This is a genomic window from Alishewanella sp. HH-ZS (genome assembly GCF_001704375.1).
In the GTDB taxonomy this organism is placed as follows: Bacteria; Pseudomonadota; Gammaproteobacteria; order Enterobacterales; family Alteromonadaceae; genus Alishewanella; species Alishewanella aestuarii.
The window spans coordinates 1-21,382 of sequence record NZ_LZEJ01000011.1 but is presented as its reverse complement, the minus strand read 5'-3'; the positions used below and the strand labels follow the sequence as shown (position 1 = coordinate 21,382).

At 51.5% G+C, this 21,382-nt stretch carries 18 protein-coding genes and 1 pseudogene; 15 read left to right on the top strand and 4 right to left on the bottom strand.

Annotated elements, in window-relative coordinates; genetic code table 11:
* Positions 1-27 precede the first annotated feature (27 nt).
* Genes A9165_RS06055 through tcdA form a run of 7 tightly spaced genes read left to right on the top strand, consistent with a single transcriptional unit; the run spans position 28 to position 7,393 of the window.
* Entirely contained in the window at positions 28-2,181 is a 2,154-nt protein-coding gene (locus A9165_RS06055; RefSeq protein ID WP_369799939.1) for a ComEC/Rec2 family competence protein, read from the top strand.
* Positions 2,182-2,237: 56 nt separating this feature from the next.
* On the top strand, positions 2,238-3,965 hold the full coding sequence (gene msbA / locus A9165_RS06050; RefSeq protein ID WP_176714597.1) for a lipid A export permease/ATP-binding protein MsbA: 1,728 nt from the start codon (positions 2,238-2,240) through the stop codon (positions 3,963-3,965).
* Complete coding sequence (gene lpxK, locus A9165_RS06045) at positions 3,962-4,960, top strand: tetraacyldisaccharide 4'-kinase (protein WP_065955260.1); 999 nt, start codon at positions 3,962-3,964, stop codon at positions 4,958-4,960. Before msbA ends, lpxK begins: the two co-directional genes overlap by 4 nt.
* On the top strand, positions 4,935-5,132 hold the full coding sequence (locus A9165_RS06040; RefSeq protein ID WP_008608245.1) for a Trm112 family protein: 198 nt from the start codon (positions 4,935-4,937) through the stop codon (positions 5,130-5,132). Before lpxK ends, A9165_RS06040 begins: the two co-directional genes overlap by 26 nt.
* The gene (gene kdsB, locus A9165_RS06035) at positions 5,120-5,872 is read left to right on the top strand and encodes a 3-deoxy-manno-octulosonate cytidylyltransferase (protein WP_065955259.1); all 753 of its coding nucleotides are present in this window, start codon (positions 5,120-5,122) and stop codon (positions 5,870-5,872) included. Before A9165_RS06040 ends, kdsB begins: the two co-directional genes overlap by 13 nt.
* Positions 5,865-6,581 carry a pseudouridine synthase gene (locus A9165_RS06030; protein WP_065955258.1) on the top strand — a complete coding sequence of 239 codons (717 nt, stop codon included), beginning with the start codon at positions 5,865-5,867 and terminating at the stop codon, positions 6,579-6,581. Before kdsB ends, A9165_RS06030 begins: the two co-directional genes overlap by 8 nt.
* Positions 6,581-7,393, top strand: coding sequence for a tRNA cyclic N6-threonylcarbamoyladenosine(37) synthase TcdA (gene tcdA / locus A9165_RS06025; protein ID WP_008951858.1), 813 nt, complete (start codon positions 6,581-6,583; stop codon positions 7,391-7,393). Before A9165_RS06030 ends, tcdA begins: the two co-directional genes overlap by 1 nt.
* Here the strand turns inward: tcdA and A9165_RS06020 are convergent.
* The 4 genes from A9165_RS06020 to gltA all read right to left on the bottom strand — a co-directional run bounded on the left by A9165_RS06020 (position 7,334) and on the right by gltA (position 11,369).
* Complete coding sequence (locus A9165_RS06020) at positions 7,334-8,182, bottom strand: hypothetical protein (protein WP_065955257.1); 849 nt, start codon at positions 8,180-8,182, stop codon at positions 7,334-7,336. The two genes, tcdA and A9165_RS06020, sit on opposite strands and share 60 nt — an antisense overlap.
* A gap of 115 nt (positions 8,183-8,297) precedes the next feature.
* A complete protein-coding gene (locus A9165_RS06015) occupies positions 8,298-8,741 on the bottom strand; it encodes a SufE family protein (RefSeq protein WP_008951860.1) in 444 nt (147 codons plus the stop codon).
* Between the two features lie 2 nt (positions 8,742-8,743).
* Positions 8,744-9,958 carry an aminotransferase class V-fold PLP-dependent enzyme gene (locus tag A9165_RS06010; RefSeq protein WP_065955256.1) on the bottom strand — a complete coding sequence of 405 codons (1,215 nt, stop codon included), beginning with the start codon at positions 9,956-9,958 and terminating at the stop codon, positions 8,744-8,746.
* A gap of 133 nt (positions 9,959-10,091) precedes the next feature.
* Positions 10,092-11,369, bottom strand: coding sequence for a citrate synthase (gene gltA, locus A9165_RS06005; protein ID WP_008951862.1), 1,278 nt, complete (start codon positions 11,367-11,369; stop codon positions 10,092-10,094).
* A gap of 364 nt (positions 11,370-11,733) precedes the next feature.
* Between gltA and sdhC the strand changes: the two genes are divergently transcribed.
* The 8 genes and pseudogenes from sdhC to sucD all read left to right on the top strand — a co-directional run bounded on the left by sdhC (position 11,734) and on the right by sucD (position 21,315).
* On the top strand, positions 11,734-12,111 hold the full coding sequence (sdhC, locus tag A9165_RS06000) for a succinate dehydrogenase, cytochrome b556 subunit (protein WP_138984257.1): 378 nt from the start codon (positions 11,734-11,736) through the stop codon (positions 12,109-12,111).
* Positions 12,102-12,449: a succinate dehydrogenase, hydrophobic membrane anchor protein gene (gene sdhD / locus A9165_RS05995; RefSeq protein WP_008951864.1), complete on the top strand. Its 348-nt coding sequence runs from the start codon at positions 12,102-12,104 to the stop codon at positions 12,447-12,449. Before sdhC ends, sdhD begins: the two co-directional genes overlap by 10 nt.
* On the top strand, positions 12,450-14,222 hold the full coding sequence (sdhA, locus tag A9165_RS05990) for a succinate dehydrogenase flavoprotein subunit (protein WP_065955255.1): 1,773 nt from the start codon (positions 12,450-12,452) through the stop codon (positions 14,220-14,222).
* Between the two features lie 14 nt (positions 14,223-14,236).
* A complete protein-coding gene (locus A9165_RS05985) occupies positions 14,237-14,956 on the top strand; it encodes a succinate dehydrogenase iron-sulfur subunit (RefSeq protein ID WP_008608256.1) in 720 nt (239 codons plus the stop codon).
* 100 nt (positions 14,957-15,056) lie between these two features.
* Positions 15,057-17,867, top strand: a complete 2,811-nt coding sequence (locus A9165_RS05980) for a 2-oxoglutarate dehydrogenase E1 component (protein ID WP_065955254.1) — start codon at positions 15,057-15,059, stop codon at positions 17,865-17,867.
* A 62-nt stretch (positions 17,868-17,929) separates the two neighbouring features.
* Positions 17,930-19,126: pseudogene (odhB, locus tag A9165_RS05975) on the top strand (2-oxoglutarate dehydrogenase complex dihydrolipoyllysine-residue succinyltransferase); the annotation flags it as partial.
* A gap of 139 nt (positions 19,127-19,265) precedes the next feature.
* On the top strand, positions 19,266-20,432 hold the full coding sequence (sucC, locus tag A9165_RS05970) for an ADP-forming succinate--CoA ligase subunit beta (protein ID WP_008951867.1): 1,167 nt from the start codon (positions 19,266-19,268) through the stop codon (positions 20,430-20,432).
* Between the two features lie 10 nt (positions 20,433-20,442).
* On the top strand, positions 20,443-21,315 hold the full coding sequence (sucD, locus tag A9165_RS05965) for a succinate--CoA ligase subunit alpha (RefSeq protein WP_008951868.1): 873 nt from the start codon (positions 20,443-20,445) through the stop codon (positions 21,313-21,315).
* The last annotated feature ends 67 nt before the right edge of the window (positions 21,316-21,382 follow it).

Here is a 21,382-nt window from a genome sequence, read left to right as displayed (position 1 = left end):
TTATTTTTGCCGCTTCTGCCAGCTTTTTTGAAAATTATTTTGCCATTGCTGCTACTGTTGGCGGCACTGTACCGCTGCTGGTTAATTACCGGGCTGTTAGGTTTTCTCTGCAGCTGGCATTGGCAGTTGCTGAGCCATCATCAAGCCGTATCGCAGCTACTCGCTGCTGCGCCAGCTTACTATGAGGTGCGGATCCGGGCTGTGCAGCAGGACAGTGAAAGCAGTTTGTTGCAGCTGGAGATACTGGACCCGCAAGCCAGAGGCTATCAGCTTAGAGTGCGCTGGTTACAGGCACCTGCGCTTGAAGTAGGCGAGCGGTGGCGCCTACCGCTGCGCTTAAAGGCCGTATCTAGCCGGCAAAATCCCGGTGCGGTTAATGCTGAGCTAAGTGCGTTACAACAAAGGGTCATTGCAACCGGCTATTTGGACCGGCAGCGCCCGGCGATTAAGCTGGCATCCAGCCGGGCTTTACGTCCACGACTTCTGCAGCAACTGGAACTTGCCTGGCAGGAGCGGGAGACGGCTATCCTGCTGCGGGCTCTCAGTAGCGGTGAGCGGGATTTTTCGCCTGAACTCTGGCAGGGATTGCGGCACAGTGGCCTCGGGCATTTACTGGTGATCTCGGGATTACATATTAGCCTGGTCTACGGCTGGAGTCTGGCGCTGTTGCTGGGGCTTGGCACCATATGTCGTCGTAAGGCACCGCTGCCGCTGGCATTAGTACTGTCGCTGGTACCGGCACTGGCTTACGCCTGGCTGGCCGGCTTTGCGGTGCCGACGTTGAGAGCCATAGTAGCACTCGGATTATTTTTAACCGGGCGCTTGCTGTTACGTCCGGCAAATGCGGCTAATTACTGGCTGCTGCTCTGTAGCACGCTGCTACTGCTCAATCCGTTGTGGGTAATCAGTGTCAGTTTCTGGTTATCGATCCTGGCCGTTGGCATGATTTTGTTGCTCAGTTGGTATCTGGGGCCGCTGCCACAGCCCTGGCCGCAGCGTCTGCGCTACTGGCTGTGTTTTCATCTATTGCTTACCGCGAGCATGAGCCTGCTGACCGCGGTGTTTTTTAATGGCTTAAGTGCGCTGACGCTAATTTCTAATCTGTTATTTATCCCCTGGTGTACTTTGCTGGCGATCCCGCTGGTCTTACTAGCGCTACTCTATAGCCTGAGCGGCTTGCCTTTTGCCACCGAGGTCTGGCTGCTACCGGATCTGGCGCTCAGGCCATTACAGCTTTGGCTGGATTGGGCGGCGCAGTGGCCGGTGTGGTGGAGTTTACCAGAGTTAAGTGGCACGGTTGCGCTGCTGTTATGTGCGCTGTTTTTACTATTGTTACTGTTAAGAGTAAGGTATCTGGTTTGGGGCTGCTTTGTATTAACCTTTAGCATTGCCATGCTGCTAACGCCAACAGCGGGTGTCAGACTGACGTTGCTGGATAGCGGTCAGGCAACGGTGTTACTGCTCGAGCAAAGAGACACTAAGCTGCTGTATCTGGACATCCCGGCGCCTCAGGCCGAACAACTGGTACGGCAACAGCTGCTGCCGCTATTGCAGTTCTACCGCATTCGCCAACTGGATGCCGTGATCTGGCCACGCTTAACGGCAGAGCATCTGCCTGCTGTAGCGTTATTACGTCAACACACTGCAGCCTGGCCGCTGTTTAGTGCCGATGCGCTGCCGGCGACCAGCCAGGCTTGTGCTGCTATTGAAAAGCATGAACTGGCGGCGAAACTGACGCTACGGCACTGGTCACTGCCTGACAAGGATCCTTGCAGCTTAAGTATTAGCCTGAATGGCTGGCAACTACTGTTGCCCGGCAGGTTGCAGCGACTGACTGAGCAACGGCTACTGGCACGTTATCCTGAATTGAGCGCAGATCTCTATTTGCTAAGTGATTTTGGGCGTGACAGCGCGAATTCACTGGCCTTATTACAGCAGTTGGCACCGGTACAACTGCTGCTTGCTGCCAATGGCGCCGCTGCGCACCCGTATCCGGTGACGGCGGTTCGGCAACGCATTGCCTTGTTGCAGTTGCCGCTCTACCACAGTGGGGAACAAGGTGCTATTGTCGTGGATTTTCAGCCAAGGCAGCTTAAAATTTCAACCTGGCGACAGCGGCAGCGACCGCGCTGGACAGAAAACGTGACGCCAGGTGCTGAAACTGAGATCAGAACGCGCTAGAATAGCAAGCTTAGAATAAAAAGGTGCTTATTTTGCAGTCAGATAACGATACAAGCATGGTAGTTTACCGCCGTCTTCTTGGTTACTTAAAGCCTTACCGGCTCGGCTTTGTCGCCGCCATAGTCGGCATGATTGGTTACTCCCTGGTTGATGCAGGATTTATCGCGTCGGTACAGCCTTTTATTGACCGCGGTATTCAGGAAAAAGACACCGACTTTTTGCGTTATGCTCCGCTGGTCGTGATCTTATTATTTATTTTGCGTGGTATTTTTCATTTTACGGCAACTTATTGCATCAGCTGGGTCGGTAATCAGATCGTAAAGGATATGCGGCAACAGCTGTTTGGTCATATGATGCGCCTGCCGGTCAGTTTTCATGACAAACACTCCACTGGCGAGCTGATCTCAAAAATTACCTACGACGCCGAGCAGATTAAACAATCCCTTACTAAGGCGCTGATCGTGCTGGTACGTGACGGCGCCCTGGTGGTTGGCCTGATTTTCGTTATGTTCTGGTATAGCTGGCAGTTGTCACTAATCTTCTTTCTGATCGCGCCGGTGATCGCCGTTATCGTCAGCCTGGTATCAAAGCGCTTCCGGCAACTGAGCTATAAAATCCAACATGCGATGGGCGGCGTTACCACGGCGTCGGAGCAGATGTTAAATGGCCATAAGGTGATCCTGTCTTTTGGCGGCCAGCAACTGGAAGATCAACGTTTCGCCGAGGTGAATAACCAAACCCGTTTGCAAGGGGTAAAAATGGACTCAACCTCGGCCATCAGCTCTGGTGTGATCCAGTTGATAGCCTCCTTCGCACTGGCGTTCGTCGTCTTTATGGCCAGCCAGCCGGACATGCTGGAAAGCCTGACACCGGGTATTTTCTCATCCATCGTTACGGCGATGGTGATGATGCTTAAACCACTAAAGCAATTAACCACCGTTAACAGTGAGTTTCAACGTGGTTTAGCCGCTGCCGCCAGTATTTTTAAGATCCTCGATCAACTGACGGAGCAGGAAACCGGCCGGATAGAGCTCAAAGCTGCCAAGGGAGATATCAGCTTTAGCCATGTCAGTTTTCATTACCCCGGACATCAGCAACAGGTACTAAAGGATATCAGCTTCAGTATTAAAGCTGGCCAGACGGTGGCGCTGGTCGGGCGCTCCGGCAGCGGCAAAACCACGATATCCAGTCTGCTGCCGCGTTTTTACGAAGTGGAGCAGGGCGAAATCCTGCTCGATGATCAAAATATCCAAAGTTACACCCGGGCCTCGTTGCGCAGTCAAATTGCTGTGGTGTCGCAGCATGTCATGCTGTTTAACGATACTATTGCTAATAATATTTGCTATGGCATGCCCGGTCCGGTTAGCCGCGAGCAGCTGCTTGATGTCGCGGAAAAGGCGCATGTGCTCGAGTTTACCGACAAGCTGCCGGATGGGTTGGATACACAGATCGGCGAGAATGGCGTCAGTTTGTCAGGCGGCCAGCGCCAGCGTATTGCCATTGCCCGAGCCCTGCTACGTCAGGCACCTGTGCTGATTCTGGATGAAGCGACCTCGGCGCTGGATACCGAGTCGGAGCGGAAAATTCAGGCGGCACTGGATGTGTTATTAAAGGGCCGCACCAGCATTGTGATTGCGCATCGTTTATCGACCATCGAAAAAGCTGACAATATTATTGTGATGGATCAAGGACGTATTCTGGAGCAGGGCACCCATCAGCAATTGTTGGCAAAGGACGGTGCCTATGCCTCGTTGCATAAACTGCAGTTTGGTGGCGACGCATGAATCTGTTAGAGCAAGCCTGGTATAAAAAACACTGGTGGTGTGCCTTGTTGCTGCCGTTTAGCGCCTTGTTCTATCTGGTTAGCAGTGTCAGGCGCTTATTGTTTCGCACTGGGATGCGAAAGACCGAAACATTGCCGGTACCGGTGCTGATTGTCGGCAATATCACGGTAGGCGGCACCGGCAAGACACCTTTTACGATTTGGTTGTGTGACTATCTGCGGCAGCGGGGTTATACACCCGGCATTATTTCACGTGGTTATGGTGGTAAGGTTAAGGCGCCGCGGCTGGTCACCGAGTTGGATAGTCCGGCGCTGGTTGGTGACGAACCCCTGTTATTGGCCCAGCGCAGCGGCTGTCCCATAGTGGTGTCACCCGATCGGGTAGCAGCAGGGCGTTTTTTGCTGGAGAAGCGACCGCAGGTTGATATTATTATTTCCGATGATGGTTTACAGCATTACCGTCTGGCCCGGGATCTGGAAATCGTGTTGCTGGATGGGCAACGCGGTCTGGGCAATGGCTGGTTATTACCGGCCGGGCCGCTACGGGAGTTACCAAAACGCCTTGCCAGTGTCGACCTGGTGATTGCCAATAGTGGTAGCTCAGCGCTGGCGGCTGGCGAAATCAAGCTCAGTTCTGCGGCGGCATTGCCGTTATTACCCGATGCAGTGCCACTGACGCCTGACACCGAAATTCAACTGGTCGCCGGTATTGGCAATCCGCTACGTTTTAAAGCCTCTGCCGAGCAGGCTGGATTTAAAATCAAGCATTGCCATTTCTGGCCCGATCATCATCCTTTTCAGGCGGATGACTTTAACATGGTCTCAGGTCCGATCCTGATGACGGAAAAAGACGCGGTAAAATGCCGCAAATTTGCCCGGCCCGACTGGTATTATCTGCCAGTGCAGGCGGAGCCGGACGCGGCAGTCGTCGCCCGTCTGAACGCTTTAATAAATACTTTGGGAATTCGTTATGGCACTCAATCCGGCATTGACTGATATCCTGGCCTGCCCGGTCTGTAAAGGTAAACTGAAATACGATAAAGATGGTCAGCGTTTGATTTGTACGCTGGATCGGCTGGCCTATCGTTTAAGTAATAATATTCCGGTATTACTGGCCAATGAAGCCACCATATTAAGCGCTGAAGAGTGTGAAAAATGGCGTTCCTAGTGGTGATACCGGCGCGCTTTGCCAGTAGCCGCCTGCCAGGTAAACCGCTGGCTGACATCAACGGTAAAACGATGATTGAACGGGTGTACCGTCAGGCGTTGCAAAGTGGAGCGGCTCGGGTGCTGGTGGCAACCGATGATCAGAGGATCAAAGCGGTTGTAGAAAGTTTTGGTGGTGAAGTCTGCGTTACTGCCACTCACCACAACTCCGGTACTGAGCGTCTGGCAGAAGTGGTGACGAAACTGGGGCTGCCGGCAGATACTATAGTCGTTAATGTCCAGGGTGATGAGCCCTTTATTCCACCGGCATTAATCGGTCAGGTGGCGGCAAATCTGGCGGCCCAGCAGCGCGCGCGCATGGCCACGCTGGCATTGCCGCTTAGCGATGCCAGTGAGATTTCCAATCCCAATATCGTCAAAGTAGTGACCGACCAACAAGGTTATGCGCTGTATTTTAGCCGTTCGGTGATCCCCTTTGATCGCGATCAGGCGTTTCAGGCCGAGCTCGCTCAGCATTACCGGCGCCATATCGGCATCTATGCCTACCGCGCCGGTTTTATTCAGGATTATGTGCGCTGGCCGGTGTCGACCCTGGAGCGACTGGAAGCGCTGGAGCAATTGCGGGTGCTGTGGCAGGGTGAATCCATCCATGTTGCCGATGCAATAGCACCGCCGGCGATGGGGGTAGATACTGCCGAGGATCTGGCAAGGGCCATCGCCCATGCTAAAGCCTATGACTGATGCTTTTCAGATAGTGGCGCAAACCGACGATTTCTATGTACTGAATAAGGCCGCCGGCGTCAGTTTTCATTCTGAGCAAGGCCCCGGGCTGGTGGCGTTGGCCGAGCAACAGCTGGCACAAAAGCTTTATCCGGTGCACCGGCTGGATAAAGTCACCTCTGGCTTGCTATTACTGGCACGCCGGCCTGAGGCCGCGGCTGAGCTAACCCAGTTATTTGCCAGGCGGCAGGTGCAGAAATGCTATCTGGCACTTAGCGCCGCGCGGCCACAAAAAAAGCAAGGCTGGGTAAAGGGGCCCATGCAACCGGCACGGCGGGGCGCCTGGCGTCTTGGTCAGGGCGAGCAAGCGCCTGCGGTGACCTATTTTGTCAGTCAGGGCTATCAGGATGCGCCTTTTCGGGCTTTTCTATTAAAACCTTTCACCGGTAAAACTCATCAGTTAAGAGTGGCGCTAAAGAGCGTGGGGGCTGCTATTCTGGGAGATGAACTCTATGGTGGGGTGGCGGCAGATCGGGTCTACCTGCATGCCTATGCGCTCAATTTCAGCTTATTTGGGCATCAGTATAGGTTCCAGGTATTACCCGATAGCGGTGTGGCCTTTGCCGAATTGTTGCAACGGGGCTTACCGCAGAGCTGGTTAACGCCGGCTGATTTTCCCTGGCCAGCTGCCCCTGCGCAGTTGGCTGCTTGTTCAGATCAGGATGAATAATGTCAGATTATGAAACCCGTTTTGCCGGCATTGCCCGGCTTTATGGTCAGACTGCATTGCAACAATTTCGTCAGGCGCATGTGGTGGTGATAGGCATTGGTGGTGTGGGCAGCTGGGCGGCGGAAGCGCTGGCCCGCTCCGGTATTGGCGAGCTGACGTTGATTGATTTGGACGATGTTTGTGTCAGCAATATTAATCGCCAGTTACATGCGCTGACTGCAACAGTGGGGCAGGATAAGGTCGCGGTAATGGCAGAGCGGATCCATCAGATCAACCCGGAATGCGTAGTACATCAGGTAGCGGATTTTATAGCAGCTGATAATCTGGCGCAGTTATTACACGGCAAAATTGACTATGTGCTGGATGCGATTGATGCAGTAAAAGCCAAAACAGCATTGATTGCCTGGTGTAAGCGGCGCAAAATCCCGCTGATCACCACCGGCGGCGCCGGTGGTCAGCTTGACCCGACGCAGATCCAAATCGCCGATCTGACGCAGGCCTACAACGACCCGCTGTTGGCGAAGGTACGTAATATGCTGCGACGTGATCATCAGTTTAGCCGCAATCCCAAGCGGCGTTTTGGCGTCGATTGTGTATTTTCAACCGAGCAGTTACGTTATCCGGCCGCTGACGGCAGTGTTTGTCAGCAAAAGCCGGATAATGGCGGGGCTATGCGGCTGGATTGCAGCGGCGGTTTTGGTGCCGCCACTGTGGTGACGGCCAGTTTTGGTTTTGCTGCAGTGTCGCGCCTGTTAGTCAAACTGGTCCGCAAGGGTGTAAGCGAGCAACAAGCTGAGCACAATCCAGGGTAACTTACTACGTTGTTGGTCACTGCGGTGCTGGCGTAATTGCCGCAGCGCCAGCAAGGCTTGCTTACCATCTTTACCGAGTAAGCCATGGCTTAGTTCCAGTAACGGATAAACTAACCACATCTGCTCGACCACCGCCAGACTATCGCGCCATACCCGTCCAGGCGCGAGGCGGCGATACTCGGTAATGACTTCTTCAATCAGCGGATCTGTGTGCTCAAGATAGCGATACAGGCCATGGATAAAGATCAGTACATCCCGCACCATACACTGGTCAATACTCAGTTGTTGATGCGGATTTTCTTCAAAATCAATAAAGCCAATCTGCTTACCATCCCAACACAGATCGCGTAATGCCGGCCGGCCATGCCAGCGATTATGCTGATGCAATTTAGCCAGCGCCGCTGCTGCCCGCAGCAAAATCTCGCGTCGCTGTTTGGCGTCGGGTTGTGCTTCCGTTAGCCAGTACTTTAGTGAGGGCCCGACATCGGAGAGCACCAGGTATTCTTCCGACGCGACCAAAACCCGCGGCACATTAAAACCCAGGCTACCCAGCAGCTGTAAGCGTTTAGCTTCGCCGGCCAGTGCGGCAACAGGTTCAATACTGGGAAAGTACAGCGGATTAGAGCTCAGGCTGGCAATAAGTTTTGGTAACACGCGGCGCCAAGCCGGCAGGGCAGGCTCCTGCTGTTTTATCCAAAGCTTTTGGCCTTGCCAGTTAAAGCTGAACGAGCGCTGTGGTTGTTGTTGCCGTAACTGCAGACTGAATTCAGGAAGAGAGAGATTATCCATAGCGCGACCCCGATAAGCCTGGGCATAGAGTGCGCCCAGGGTGAGGCATTAAAGCTTATTACAGCTGAATTTAGGCTGAATACCGGCTACGTCAGCGAGTAACTAACGGCGAGTGTTAAGCTTTAATAGTACTCTGAATACGTTGCAGCATCATAGTCAGGCCATTGCCCCGGGATTGACTAAGGTAAGGGCGCAGGTTTAGCGCGTCAAAATGGCGACTGAGATCCAGTTCGGCCAGTTCAGCGCCGGTTTTACCATTCACAAAACAGAGCATTATCGCCAACAGGCCTTTAACGATACGGGCTTCACTGTCCAGTACAAAATAATGTTTGCCGCTTACCGGCTCCTGATAGTGCAGCAGCCAGGCCCGGCTTTCACAGCCACGTACCAGATATTCAGTCTGGCGCATTTTCTCCGGTAGGGCAGGTAATTGTTTGCCCAATTGCATTAACAACCGGTATTTGCTTTGCCAATCAGCAGGTTGTTGCAGCAAAGGTAGCTCGTGCTCTGCGATCTGCTGCAGGCCGGTGGCGGTATCGGCAATAAGTTGTTGTAGCATGGTTACCTCAGGATCTCAGTGGCTGCCGCTAATGCCTGCAGGGTGACATCGACCTCGGCCGGTAAATTATAAGGTGCAAAAGCAAAACGCACCGCGCCTGGCAACTGTAGCGTGGCAAATAACGGCATGGCACAATGAGCACCGGCACGCACAGCTATTTTTTGTTCATTTAACAACATTGCCAGATCATTTGGATGCTCTCCGGCCAGCTGCAGACTAACAATACCGGCACTGTGTTCAACCCTGGTCAAGGATCTCAAGCCGGGAATTTGACTAAGCCCAGCAGCAAATTGTTGTAATAACTCGCCTTTATACTGATTTATTTGCTTAGCGTCAAACTGCCGGATAAAGTCAATGGCAGCGGCCAGGCCTATGGCGCCGGCAATATTGGGTGTGCCGGCCTCGAGCCGGGCCGGTAGTGCAGCAAAGCTAGAGCGCTGAAAGCTGACATCGCTAATCATCTCGCCCCCGCCCAGTAAGGGCCTTAACTGTTCCAGATAGCGCTGTTTGCCATACAAGACGCCAATACCAGTGGGGCCATAGAGCTTATGGCCGGAGAAGCAGTAAAAATCTACCGGCCATAGTTGCACATCCGGTACCTGCCAGCTCACGCCCTGAGCCCCATCCACTATGGTAATTGCCCCTGCGGCTTTAGCTGCCCGTAACATAGTTGCTAAAGGCAGAATATGCCCCAGCGCATTGGATACCTGGGTCAGGCTGACGATCTTAGGTTTGAGCGCCAATAACTGCTGGTAGACGTCAAGGTCAGGCATTAACTGCGGGTCCAATGGGATCACATCCAGCTGTACACCATGACTCTGGCAATGTAGCTGCCAGGGTACGATATTGGCATGATGTTCCAAGGCAGAAATTAGGATCCGATCGCCAGGCTTGAGTACAGTATCCATTAAACCAAAGGCCAGCTGGTTAAAGGCGGCAGTGGTGCCGCTGGTAAAAATGATCTCCGAGCGGCTTGCCGCGTTCAGAAATTGCTGTACCTTGTCCCGGGCCGCTTCAAAAGCGGCGGTGGCATGCTGGCTTAGCTGGTGGGCACCGCGATGCACATTGCTGTTTTGTCGCTGATAGAATGCTAATTCGGCGTCGATCACCTGCTGTGGTTTCTGGCTGGTGGCTGCGGTGTCCAGATAGACCCAGTCCGGGTTATTGTTAAAAAACGGAAAAAACTGCCGGAAGGCCAGGGCATCAAAACTTGACATGAGAACTTTGGACTCCATAACACCAATGGCATAATTATGCCAATTTATGGCCAATTTATCGAATCAGAGCTTGCATAAAAATGCAAAAAATAAAAAAGCGGCCTCAGGCCGCTTTGATAACTAGCAAAAAATATTATTTCTTGCTGACATAATCACGGGCAGTATAACCGGTATACAGCTGACGTGGCCGACCGATTTTATGGCCTTTATCCGACAGCATTTCATCCCAGTGTGAGATCCAGCCGACAGTACGTGACATGGCGAAGATCACGGTGAACATACTGGTTGGAATACCAATAGCTTTTAAGATGATACCAGAGTAGAAATCGACGTTTGGATACAGTTTCTTCTCGATAAAGTACGGGTCTGACAGCGCAATACGCTCCAGCTCCATCGCCACATCCAGCAGTGGATCCTTAATATTCAGCTCGCTCAGTACCTCATGGCAGGTTTCACGCATCACTTTAGCCCGTGGGTCAAAGTTCTTGTACACGCGATGACCAAAGCCCATCAGACGGAAAGAGTCATTCTTGTCTTTGGCGCGGGCGACGAATTCAGGGATACGATCAACAGAACCAATTTGTTGTAACATCTTCAGGCAGGCTTCGTTGGCGCCACCGTGTGCCGGGCCCCATAACGATGCCACACCTGCGGCGATACAGGCATAGGGGTTAGCGCCCGATGAACCGGCTAAGCGTACTGTTGAGGTTGAAGCGTTCTGCTCATGGTCAGCGTGCAGCATAAAGATGCGGTCCATTGCTTTCGCTAATACCGGGCTGACTTTGTACTCTTCGGCCGGCACTGAGAACATCATATGCAGGAAGTTTTCTGAGTAGCTCAAATCGTTGCGTGGATACACAAACGGCTGGCCAACTGTATATTTATAAGCCATAGCTGCGATGGTTGGCAGCTTGGCGATTAAACGGTGCGCGCTACGCTTGCGCTGCATCGGATCGTTAATGTCCAAATCTGAGTGATAGAAAGACGACATCGCGCCTACTACGCCACACAGCATCGCCATAGGGTGCGCATCAACACGGAAACCCTGGAAAAAGGCAGCGATTTTTTCGTGGACCATGGTGTGGCGGGTGATGGTTTTTACGAAATCCTGATACTGCTGTTCAGTGGGTAATTCACCTTCTAACAGTAAATAACAGGTTTCCAGATAGTTTGATTTTTCAGCAAGTTGTTCAATCGGATAACCGCGGTGCAGCAATACGCCATTGTCGCCATCGATATAGGTAATCTTCGATTCACAGGAGCCGGTAGACATAAAGCCCGGGTCAAAAGTGAAGTAGCCCTGTTGCCCGAGAGTACGTACGTCGATTACGTCAGTGCCTGCCGTGCCAGCGTAGATCGGTAGCTCGAAGGTCTTACCATCAATCTGCACGACGGCCTTTTTATCTGCCATTGGATTTCTCCTATTGTTGTAGTATCGGATATTAGGGTTTGGGCTATTCTACTCGCAAACCACACCTGAAAGTCAATTCTAAAGACTAATCGTTGAATAAGTATTCGACTCTAGTCGTATTGCTGCTTTTGACAATTTATGTAACTTTTCACCTGCGGAATTTTCCGTGTAAAACCAAACAAAAATTGTAATAGCCTTTTATGAAATATATACTATTGGCGGCGTAAAAGCAGTTCACCTGACACCAGCTTTTTTGCTGAACCAGCTTGGGGCATAAAGAGTATATTGGCGTTGGGATGTCACTGGTTTTACAGCGACAATAATGACAACTACGCTCTACACGGGCATCGATGGGCAAGAAACTGTGAAAAAGCAAAGACCAATAAATCTCGATTTATCGACTATCTCTCTACCTGCGACTGCCAAAGCTTCTATTCTGCACCGGGTTACTGGTGTGGCAATGTTTTTCGCACTGCTGTTTGTGATTTGGGCATGGGCGACTTCATTGCAAAGCGCAGAAGGCTTTGACTACGTGAAGTCCTTGCTAAATTCACATTTAGCGAAATTTATCGCTTGGGGCACTATCACGGTACTGATTTACCACCTGTTGGGTGGCATTCGCCATATGATTATGGACCTGGGGCACTGGGAAGAACTGAAGTCCGGTAACCTGAGTGCAAATCTGACCATAGGTTTGTGGATTGTATTAGCCGTTTTAGCAGGAGTTTGGGTATGGTTCTGAATCAGGCAAGCCTGAAGCGCGATGGCGTTCAGGATTATGTTTCTCTGCGCGCGTCGGCTGTTGTGCTGGCGTTATATAGCTTGTTTATCCTGGGTTTCTTCCTGTTCACTCCCGAAGTGACCTTTGAAGTCTGGCATGCACTCTTTGCCAACCTCTTTGTAAAAGTATTTACCTTACTTGCCCTGATCTCTATCGCTATCCATACCCGTATCGGGTTATGGCAGGTACTGACTGACTATGTCAAATGCGCTCGCTTACGCGCCGCCTTGCAGTTTGTACTTTATGTGATTGCCTTCGCGTATGTGGCAGTAGGTTTATTTGTGTTGTGGGGTGCTTAAGTGACTATTCCAGTAAGAGAATTTGATGCCATCGTTATTGGGGCCGGTGGTGCAGGTATGCGTGCGGCGTTACAGATCACCCAGTCTGGTTTAACTTGCGCCTTATTGTCTAAAGTGTTTCCAACCCGTTCGCACACTGTATCTGCCCAGGGCGGTATTACGGTCGCACTGGGTAATTCCCACGAAGATAACTGGGAGTGGCACATGTTCGATACCGTTAAGGGTTCGGACTATATCGGTGACCAGGACGCCATTGAATATATGTGTAAGACCGGCCCGGAAGCTATTACCGAGCTGGAAAATATGGGCTTACCGTTCTCTCGTTTTGAAAACGGCCGCGTCTATCAGCGCCCATTTGGCGGTCAGTCGAAGAATTTTGGTGGTGAGCAGGCTGCCCGTACTGCCGCTGCTGCTGACCGTACCGGTCATGCTTTGTTGCACCTTTTATATCAGCAAAACGTTAAGAACCGCACTCAGGTGTTCTCCGAGTGGTATGCCTTAGATCTGGTGAAAAACCAGGATGGCGCTATCGTTGGTTGTACGGCGATTGATATTGAGACCGGCGAAATTGTCTATTTCAAAGCTAAAGCGACCGTGTTAGCGACCGGCGGTGCCGGTCGGATTTATGCTTCGACCACTAACGCCCACATTAATACAGGTGACGGTGTTGGTATGGCGCTGCGTGCTGGCGTGCCGCTGCAGGATATGGAAATGTGGCAGTTCCACCCAACAGGTATTGCCGGCGCCGGTACCCTGGTTACTGAAGGTTGTCGTGGTGAGGGTGGCTATCTGCTGAATAAAGACGGCGAGCGCTTTATGGAGCGGTATGCACCAAACGCCAAAGACTTAGCCGGCCGTGACGTGGTAGCCCGCGCCATGATGACCGAAATCCGTGAAGGCCGCGGTTGTGATGGTCCTTGGGGCGTCCATATCAAGCTGAAACTAGATCACTTAGGTGAAGAGGTTCTGGAAAGCCGTCTGCCAGGTATTTGTGAATTGTCACGTACTTTTGCGCACGTTGATCCGGTAAAAGAACCAATTCCGGTTATCCCAACCTGTCACTATATGATGGGTGGTATTCCAACCAACGTCCATGGTCAGGTGATTTCGCCAAAAGCTGACGGCTCAGAAGCGGTGGTACCTGGCTTATTTGCCTGTGGTGAAATTGCTTGTGTATCGGTACATGGTGCTAACCGTTTAGGCGGTAACTCACTGTTAGACTTAGTGGTGTTTGGCCGTGCTACTGGCTTACACCTGGGCGAAGCGCTGGCTGCTACCGCAGAAGCCCGTGCCGCCTCTGCTGACGATATTGATGCTGCTCTGGCCCGCACCCGTCGCTGGGAAGACAGCAAACCAGGTCAGGGTGAAGATCCGGTACAGATTAAGAAAGACCTGCAAAACTGCATGCAACTTAACTTCTCGGTATTCCGTGAAGGTCAGGCGATGGCCGAAGGTCTGCAACAGTTAAAAGAAATCCGTGAGCGGCTGAAGTTTGCCCGTCTGGATGACAAGAGCTCAGATTTCAATACCCAGCGTATTGAATGTTTAGAGCTGGACAACCTGATGGAAACCGCTTACTCAACTGCGGTAGCAGCGAACTTCCGTACTGAAAGCCGTGGTGCCCATGCCCGTTTTGACTTCCCGGATCGTGATGATGAAAACTGGTTATGCCACAGTGTTTACACACCGGATACTGAATCTATGTTTAAGCGTAAAGTGAATCTGGAACCGAAGTTCCGTGAAGCTTTCCCGCCAAAAGCACGTAAGTACTAAGAGGGGCCACAACGATGCAGAAGTTAGTATTTTCCATCTATCGTTATAACCCTGATGTCGACCAAGCGCCGCGCATGCAGGATTACACGCTGGATAACCCGGAAGGCCGGGATATGATGGTGCTGGATGCACTGTTAAAGTTAAAAGAGCAGGACCCTACCTTGTCGTTCCGTCGCAGCTGCCGTGAAGGTGTTTGCGGTTCAGATGGTCTGAACATGAACGGCAAAAACGGTCTGGCTTGTATTACGCCATTATCTGCCGTTGGTTTAAAAGGCGGCAAGATTGTATTGCGGCCACTGCCAGGTTTACCGGTAATCCGCGATCTGGTGGTAGATATGAGCCAGTTCTACACCCAGTATGAGAAGGTAAAACCGTACCTGATCAACGACAGCAAGTTACCACCAGCGGGTGAGTTCCTGCAGTCGCCGGAAGAACGTGCTAAACTTGACGGCCTGTACGAATGTATTTTATGTGCTTGTTGTTCGACCTCTTGTCCGTCGTTCTGGTGGAACCCGGATAAGTTTATCGGCCCGGCTGGTTTACTGCATGCCTACCGCTTCCTGGCTGACAGTCGCGATACTGCGACTGAACAACGCTTAAATGATCTTGACGACGCTTTCAGCGTGTTCCGCTGCCACGGTATTATGAACTGTGTCAACGTCTGTCCAAAAGGACTGAACCCGACTAAAGCTATCGGACAGATCAAATCGATGTTGTTAAACCGGGCGCTGTAATGCGCCCTTTTTTAGTATTTAACTGAAACTGTCCGGGCTGCATGCAGCACGGCAGTTTTTTTGCTAATTTTTCCAGGTGCTCAGAAATAAGGGAAACTAAATGCACGAAGGTGTAATGAAGGCGTGGTTAGAGTCTTCACATCTTGGCGGTGGCAACATGGCCTATGTGGATGAACTCTATGAATCCTACTTAGCAGAGCCCACCAGTGTTGGTGACGAATGGCGCGAATTTTTTGCCAAGTTACCAAAAATCGATGGGGTCGATCTCGAAACCCGGCACAGTGATGTCCGGCAACAGTTTGCTGAACTGGCTAAAAACAAACACCGTGAAGTGGTGGTCGTCAATAGCGGCAGTGGTGCCGACAGCCGTCAGGTCAAAGTGCTGCAATTAATCAACTCCTATCGGTTCCGTGGTCACCAGCATGCCAATCTTGACCCGCTGAATTTATGGAAGCAACCCAGGGTACGTGACCTTGAATTGTCTTACCATGAACTGTCTGAAGCTGATTACGATACAGAGTTCCATGTTGGATCATTCGCAGCTGGTCAGGAAACGATGAAATTAGGCGATTTGCACAAAGCCCTGGAGCGCACTTATTGCGGCTCTATTGGTGCTGAGTATATGCACATCGTATCGACTGATGAAAAACGCTGGATCCAGCAACGTTTGGAGAGCATTCAGTCACAGCCTCGCTATGATAAAGCTACCAAGTTACAGATCTTAAAAGGTCTGGTTGCCGCTGATGGCCTGGAAAAATATTTAGGGTCAAAATTCCCGGGTGCCAAACGCTTTGGTCTGGAAGGTGGCGATGCCATGATCCCGATGCTCAAAGCCATGATCCACCGTGCCGGTGAGCAGGGCGCACAGGACTCTGTTATCGGTATGGCACACCGTGGCCGCTTAAATACGCTGATCAACGTACTGGGTAAAAACCCGTCAAAATTATTTGACGAGTTCGCCGGTAAATACGAAGTGGTGGGTGCCGGTGACGTGAAATACCACATGGGTTTCTCGTCTGACTTTGAAACCAAAGGTGGTATCGTCCATTTAGCCCTGGCGTTTAACCCGTCGCATCTGGAAATTGTTAACCCGGTAGTGTTAGGTTCAGTGCGCGCCCGCTTAGATCGTCGTGGTTGCACTGACGGCTCTTTAGCACTGCCAATTACTATTCACGGTGACTCTGCGTTTGCCGGTCAGGGTGTGGTAGCCGAAACCTTTAACCTGTCGCAAACCCGTGCCTTTAAAGTGGGTGGCACCGTGCGGATCGTGATTAACAACCAGGTTGGCTTTACCACCTCTAACCCGGAAGACACGCGTTCTACACCTTACTGTACTGATATCGCTAAGATGGTACAGGCGCCAATTTTCCACGTTAACGGTGATGACCCGGAAGCCGTCGTATTTGTGGCACAACTTGCCGTAGATTACCGCAACACCTTTAAACGCGATGTGGTGATTGACCTGGTTTGTTATCGTCGTAATGGCCACAACGAAGCGGATGAGCCGAATGCGACCCAACCGCTGATGTACCAGAAGATTAAGAAGCACCCGACGCCGCGTGAAATCTATGCCGAGAAACTGCAGTTAGAAGGCATTGTGACGGCGGAAGAAGTGAAGGCACTGATTGATGGTTATCGTGATGCCCTGGACAAAGGTGATTGCGTAGTAGAAGAACTGCGTCCTATGGCTCCTACTTCAGTTGATTGGACGCCATACCTGAATAAAGATTGGGATAGTCCTTACGACGCCAGTGTACCGGTGGAGAAACTGGTCGCGCTGGGTGAAAAAGCGATCCAGGTTCCAGCCGCACATGCTTTACAACGTCAGGTCGGTCGTGTTTACGAAGACCGCGCCCTGATGCTAAAAGGTGAGAAGAAAATCGATTGGGGCTTTGCTGAAATTCTGGCCTACGCTTCTACGGTTGCCGAAGGTAGCCGGGTGCGGATTGTTGGTCAGGATTCTGGTCGTGGTACCTTCTTCCATCGCCATGCAGTACTGCACAGTCAAACTGATGCCAGCACTTATACGCCACTTGAGCATATTGACGAGAAACAGGGTGTGTTTCAGGTCTATGACTCGGCGTTGTCTGAAGAAGCGGTATTGGCCTTTGAATATGGTTATGCCACCGCAGAACCTCGCGCCATGGTGATCTGGGAAGGTCAGTTTGGTGACTTCGCCAACGGTGCCCAGGTGGTCATTGACCAGTTCTTAAGTTCAGGCGAGCAGAAGTGGGGTCGTCTCTGTGGTTTAACGCTGTTATTACCACACGGTTACGAAGGCCAGGGCCCGGAGCACTCTTCAGCCCGTTTGGAGCGTTTCCTGCAACTGTGTGCCGACCACAATATGCAAGTCTGTGTGCCAACCACACCGGCTCAGGTATTTAATATGTTGCGTCGGCAGATGGTGCGGCCAATGCGCCGGCCATTGATCGTGATGTCGCCAAAATCGTTACTGCGTCACCCACTGGCAACCTCTACGCTGGAAGAGCTGGCGTCAGGCGTCTACCATAACGTGATTGGCGAGATTGACGAGCTGAACCCGGCCGATGTGAAACGCGTGGTGTTCTGTAGCGGTAAGGTGTACTACGAACTGCTGGAAGAGCGGCGTAAGCGCGAGCAGAAAGACGTGGCGATCATCCGGGTTGAGCAGCTGTATCCATTCCCGCATCAGGAAATGGCGCAAGCGCTGGCAGCCTATCAGCATGTCACCGATTTCGTCTGGTGTCAGGAAGAGCCGCAAAACCAGGGGGCCTGGTACTGCAGTCAGCACCATTTCTGGGCTGCTATTCCGCAAGGCGCTAAGCTGACCTATGCCGGTCGTGAAGCTTCGTCTTCACCTGCTGTTGGTTACCTGTCGGTACATAACAAGCAGCAGCAAGCGCTGGTAAATGACGCCCTGACACTGAAATAAAACGCTTTGCAGCCCGCTGTGGCGGGCTGTTATAACTGATAAGACCAACCGTTAAAGGTGAAAAAGTGGAAATTAAAGTACCCGTATTACCGGAATCTGTTGCAGATGCAACTATCGCCACCTGGCACGTAAAAACCGGTGAAGCCGTAAGCCGTGATCAGGTATTAGTCGATATCGAAACCGACAAAGTTGTGCTGGAAGTCGTCGCTCAGGCCGATGGCGTGATGGGCGAGATCCTGCATGATGTTGGCGCCACTGTAACTGCTGAGCAGGTCATTGGTAAGATGTCTGCCGGTGGTGCACCAGCTGCGAAAGCTGACGCACCAAAAGCAGAGACTGCACCAGCCGCCGCTGCGCCAGCTGCCAGCGATGACAGTGATGATGCCTTAAGCCCGTCAGTGCGTCGTTTAATTGCCGAAAAAGGTCTGGATGCCAGCAAAATCAAAGGCACCGGCAAAAACGGCCGTGTCACCAAAGAAGACGTTGAAAAATTCTTAGCCGGTGCACCTGCTAAAGCCGCTGCGCCTGCCGCTACCGCACCTGTGGTTGCTGCCGGTGACCGTAGCCAGAAACGCGTACCGATGACCCGTTTGCGTAAGACCATCGCGAACCGCTTACTGGAAGCGAAAAACTCTACCGCTATGTTAACGACGTTCAATGAAGTGAACATGAAGCCCATTATGGATCTGCGTAAGCAGTATCAGGACGTGTTTGAGAAGCGTCATGGTATCCGTTTAGGTTTTATGTCGTTCTATGTTAAAGCAGTTACCGAAGCCCTGAAACGCTTCCCGGAAGTGAATGCGGCGATCGATGGTGATGATATCGTTTATCACAACTACTTCGATGTCAGTATCGCGGTATCTACACCTCGTGGTCTGGTAACGCCAGTACTGCGTGACTGTGACAAGATGAATCTGGCCGAAATCGAAAAAGCGATTAAAGATCTGGCCATCAAAGGCCGTGATGGCAAGCTGGCGATGGACGACCTGATGGGCGGTAACTTCACTATCACTAACGGTGGTGTGTTCGGCTCTCTGATGTCTACGCCAATTATCAATCCACCACAGTCCGCTATTTTGGGTATGCACAAGATCCAGGACCGCGTGATGGTGGTAGACGGTAAGATGGAAATTCTACCAATGATGTATCTGGCGCTGTCTTACGACCACCGGATTATCGATGGTAAAGAGTCTGTGGGCTTCCTGGTTACTGTAAAAGAGTTACTGGAAGACCCAACCCGTATTCTGCTGGATATCTAAGCGGTAAAAGCGGATAAAAATGCTGTTGTTTGCGCAACAGCGTTTTTAAATACATCGGGTTGGCGCTATAATGCGCGCCGACCTAAACGACAGGCTGCGATAACTGCAGCCTTCAATCAAAAATGAACGGAAAATAGCCATGAATTTGCACGAGTATCAGGGTAAGCAACTGTTTGCCCAATATGGTTTGCCTGTATCTAAAGGCATCGCTGCAGCCACTGTAGAAGAAGCAGTTGCCGCAGCTGATCAGATCGGCGGCGATATGTTTGTTGTTAAGGCTCAGGTTCACGCTGGTGGCCGCGGTAAAGCGGGCGGCGTAAAGCTGGTCAAGAGCAAGGACGAAATTCGCGCCTTCGCAGAAAAATGGCTGGGTAAGAATCTGGTAACTTACCAGACAGACGAGAAAGGTCAGCCAGTTAGCCGTATTCTGGTAGAAACCTGTACTGATATCGCCAAAGAGCTGTATTTAGGTGCGGTAGTGGATCGCTCTTCACGCCGTATCGTGTTTATGGCCTCTACTGAAGGTGGCGTGGAAATTGAAAAAGTTGCCCACGAAACCCCGGAAAAAATCTTAAAAGCCACTGTTGACCCACTGGTTGGCGCTCAGCCATACCAAGGCCGTGAACTGGCATTCAAACTGGGCCTGGAAGGCAAGCAAGTTAACCAGTTTGTTAAAATCTTCTTAGGTTTAGCGAAACTGTTCCAGGATAAAGATCTGGCGCTGTTAGAAGTAAACCCACTGGTTATTACACCAGCCGGCGATCTGCACTGTTTAGATGCCAAGCTGGTTATCGATGGTAACGCCTTATACCGTCACCCGGATTTAAAAGCGATGCAGGATCCGTCACAGGAAGATCCTCGTGAAGCTCACGCGGCATCATGGGAACTGAACTATGTTGCTTTAGGTGGTGATATCGGTTGTATGGTTAACGGTGCCGGCTTAGCCATGGGTACCATGGACATCGTAAAATTACACGGTGGCCAACCAGCTAACTTCCTGGACGTTGGCGGCGGCGCGACCAAAGAGCGCGTTGTAGAAGCATTCAAAATTATCCTGTCTGACGCTGCCGTTAAAGCAGTATTTATCAATATCTTCGGTGGTATCGTGCGTTGTGACATGATCGCTGAAGGTGTGATCGGCGCCGTAAAAGAAGTTGGCGTTAAAGTACCGGTAGTCGTGCGGTTACAAGGTAACAACGCTGAACTGGGCGCGAAGGTACTGTCAGAAAGTGGCCTGAACATTATTGCTGATACCGACTTAACTGGCGCTGCCCAGAAAGTGGTTGCAGCTGCGGCCAAGGCATAAGGGGTAAGCAATGAGCGTTTTAATTAACAAAGACACCAAAGTAATTTGTCAGGGTTTCACTGGCGCCCAGGGTACTTTCCACTCTGAGCAAGCTATTGCTTACGGTACCAAAATGGTTGGCGGTGTAACACCGGGTAAAGGCGGTCAAACGCATTTAGGTCTGCCAGTGTTTAACACGGTAAAAGAAGCGGTTGACGCCACTGGCGCAGAAGCTTCTGTGATCTATGTACCAGCACCATTCTGTAAGGATTCTATCCTGGAAGCAGCTAACGCCGGTATCAAACTGATCGTCTGTATCACTGAAGGTATCCCGACGTTAGATATGCTGGATGCCAAAGTAAAATGTGACGAATTAGGCGTACGCTTAATCGGCCCGAACTGCCCAGGCGTCATCACGCCAGGTGAATGTAAGATTGGTATTATGCCAGGCCACATTCACAAGCCAGGTAAAGTCGGTATCGTGTCACGTTCAGGCACCCTGACTTATGAAGCCGTTAAGCAAACCACTGATTACGGTTTTGGTCAGTCTACCTGTGTTGGTATCGGTGGTGACCCAATCCCGGGTTCTAACTTTATCGATATTCTGAAGTTATTCCAGGAAGATCCACAAACTGAAGCCATCGTGATGATCGGTGAAATCGGTGGTTCTGCTGAAGAAGAAGCTGCAGCTTACATCAAAGCACATGTCACTAAGCCAGTGGTATCTTATATTGCCGGTGTCACTGCACCTGCTGGTAAGCGCATGGGCCATGCTGGCGCCATCATCTCTGGTGGTAAAGGTACTGCTGATGAGAAATTTGCTGCGTTAGAAGACGCTGGTGTAAAAACCGTGAAGAGCTTAGCCGATATCGGTAAAGCCCTGAAAGAGCTGACTGGCTGGTAAGCTATTACTGTGTTAGTCTGAAAACCCGCTCATCTGAGCGGGTTTTTTTGTGGTGCGCCGGGCATGG

Bases quoted from the DNA above. Each gene is read 5' to 3' on its own strand.
- msbA (WP_176714597.1), top strand. From the start codon at position 2,238: ATGGTAGTTTACCGCCGTCTTCTTGGTTACTTAAAGCCTTACCGGCTC.
- lpxK (WP_065955260.1), top strand. From the start codon at position 3,962: ATGAATCTGTTAGAGCAAGCCTGGTATAAAAAACACTGGTGGTGTGCC.
- A9165_RS06040 (WP_008608245.1), top strand. From the start codon at position 4,935: ATGGCACTCAATCCGGCATTGACTGATATCCTGGCCTGCCCGGTCTGT.
- kdsB (WP_065955259.1), top strand. From the start codon at position 5,120: ATGGCGTTCCTAGTGGTGATACCGGCGCGCTTTGCCAGTAGCCGCCTG.
- A9165_RS06030 (WP_065955258.1), top strand. From the start codon at position 5,865: ATGACTGATGCTTTTCAGATAGTGGCGCAAACCGACGATTTCTATGTA.
- tcdA (WP_008951858.1), top strand. From the start codon at position 6,581: ATGTCAGATTATGAAACCCGTTTTGCCGGCATTGCCCGGCTTTATGGT.
- A9165_RS06020 (WP_065955257.1), bottom strand. From the start codon at position 8,182: ATGGATAATCTCTCTCTTCCTGAATTCAGTCTGCAGTTACGGCAACAA.
- A9165_RS06015 (WP_008951860.1), bottom strand. From the start codon at position 8,741: ATGCTACAACAACTTATTGCCGATACCGCCACCGGCCTGCAGCAGATC.
- A9165_RS06010 (WP_065955256.1), bottom strand. From the start codon at position 9,958: ATGTCAAGTTTTGATGCCCTGGCCTTCCGGCAGTTTTTTCCGTTTTTT.
- gltA (WP_008951862.1), bottom strand. From the start codon at position 11,369: ATGGCAGATAAAAAGGCCGTCGTGCAGATTGATGGTAAGACCTTCGAG.
- sdhD (WP_008951864.1), top strand. From the start codon at position 12,102: ATGGTTCTGAATCAGGCAAGCCTGAAGCGCGATGGCGTTCAGGATTAT.
- A9165_RS05985 (WP_008608256.1), top strand. From the start codon at position 14,237: ATGCAGAAGTTAGTATTTTCCATCTATCGTTATAACCCTGATGTCGAC.
- A9165_RS05980 (WP_065955254.1), top strand. From the start codon at position 15,057: ATGCACGAAGGTGTAATGAAGGCGTGGTTAGAGTCTTCACATCTTGGC.
- sucC (WP_008951867.1), top strand. From the start codon at position 19,266: ATGAATTTGCACGAGTATCAGGGTAAGCAACTGTTTGCCCAATATGGT.
- sucD (WP_008951868.1), top strand. From the start codon at position 20,443: ATGAGCGTTTTAATTAACAAAGACACCAAAGTAATTTGTCAGGGTTTC.